This window comes from Nonomuraea sp. 3N208, from assembly GCF_052245935.1.
Lineage (GTDB): Bacteria > Actinomycetota > Actinomycetes > Streptosporangiales > Streptosporangiaceae > Nonomuraea.
Genome location: NZ_JBQQBR010000144.1, coordinates 1 through 1,561, shown reverse-complemented (window position 1 = coordinate 1,561; position 1,561 = coordinate 1). Strand labels below are relative to the sequence as shown.

The 1,561-nt window shown below is 69.3% G+C and carries 1 protein-coding gene; it reads right to left on the bottom strand.

Translation table 11 applies throughout. The annotated features are described in order from the left end of the window. Positions 1-1,561, bottom strand: a 1,561-nt coding sequence (locus tag ACTWPT_RS59905; protein ID WP_443186460.1) for a type I polyketide synthase, incomplete at both ends; no start/stop codon positions are given.

Sequence of the window (1,561 nt, the reverse complement as noted above, 5' to 3'; positions counted from 1 at the left end):
CACCCACGTGCAACGTCTGCGGCAGCATCCCGTGCCGCATCGCCATCACCATCTTGATCACACCGGCCACCCCGGCAGCCGCCTGGGTGTGACCGATGTTCGACTTCAACGACCCGAGCCACAGCGGCCGCTCCCGCTCCTGCCCATACGTGGCAATCAGCGCCTGCGCCTCAATCGGATCGCCCAGCGTCGTGCCCGTCCCATGGGCCTCGACCGCATCCACGTCCACAGTCGACAGCCCGGCGTTCGCCAGCGCCTGCCGGATCACCCGCTGCTGCGAAGGACCATTCGGAGCCGTCAACCCGTTACTGGCCCCGTCCTGGTTGATCGCCGACCCGCGAACGACTGCCAGCACCTGGTGCCCGTTCCGGCGCGCGTCCGACAGCCGCTCCACCAGCAGCACACCGACACCCTCACCCCAGCCGGTGCCATCGGCCGACGCCGAGAACGCCTTGCACCGCCCATCCGCCGACAACCCACGCTGCCGCGAGAACTCGATGAACATGCCGGGTGTCGACATGACCGTCACGCCACCGGCCAGCGCCAGATCACACTCACCCGACCGCAGCGCCTGCGCCGCCCAGTGCAACGCCACCAGCGACGACGAACACGCCGTGTCCACCGTCACCGCCGGGCCTTCCAGCCCCAGCGTGTAGGAGACCCGGCCGGAGACCAAGCTGCCACCACTCGTCGAGGCGGGAGTGCCCAGCCCGTAGTCGTGATACATCACGCCCGCGAAGACACCCGTCCGGCTGCCTCGCAACCCGTCAGGATCGATCCCGGCCCGCTCGATCGCCTCCCACGACGCCTCCAGCAGCAACCGCTGCTGCGGATCCATCGCCAGCGCCTCACGCGGCGAGATCCCGAAGAACACCGGGTCGAATTCGGCGGCGTCGTACAGGAAACCGCCCTGGCGCGTGTAGGTCTTCCCAGGTGTGCCGGGCTCCGGTCCGTACACCCCTTCCACGTCCCACCCACGATCGGCCGGGAAGTCCCCGATCGCGTCCCGAGCCTGTGCCACCAGCTCCCACAGATCCTCGGGCGACTCCACGCCACCTGGGTAGCGGCAGGCCATGCCCACGATCGCGATCGGCTCGTCGACGGCGGCGGCCACGGTGGCCACGGCCTTTGAGCTTTGCCCGCCGACCAGCTCATTCGCCAGGAACTCCGCCACCGCCTCAGCCGTCGGGTAGTCGAAGATCAGCGTGGCCGGGAGCCGCAGCCCGGTGGCCGCGTTGAGCTGGTTGCGGAACTCGACCGCCGTCAGCGAGTCGAAGCCGAGGTCCTGGAACTGGCGTTGAGAATCGATCGCCGAGCCGTCGGCGAACCCGAGCACCGTAGCCGCGCTGCCACGGACCAGATCAGAAAGCATCGACTGGCGGTCGGCGGAGTCCAGCGCGGCCAGGCGCTGAGCGAAGCCGTTGGCCGTGCTGGCGCGGCGAACCTTGGTCCGTGTCTGAGCGAATCGTGCGGGGATCAGCACGGCCCGGTCGGACGATACAGCGGTGTCGAACAGGGCCAGCCCGTCCTCGACGGACAGCGGCTGAACGCCCGCGCGCTC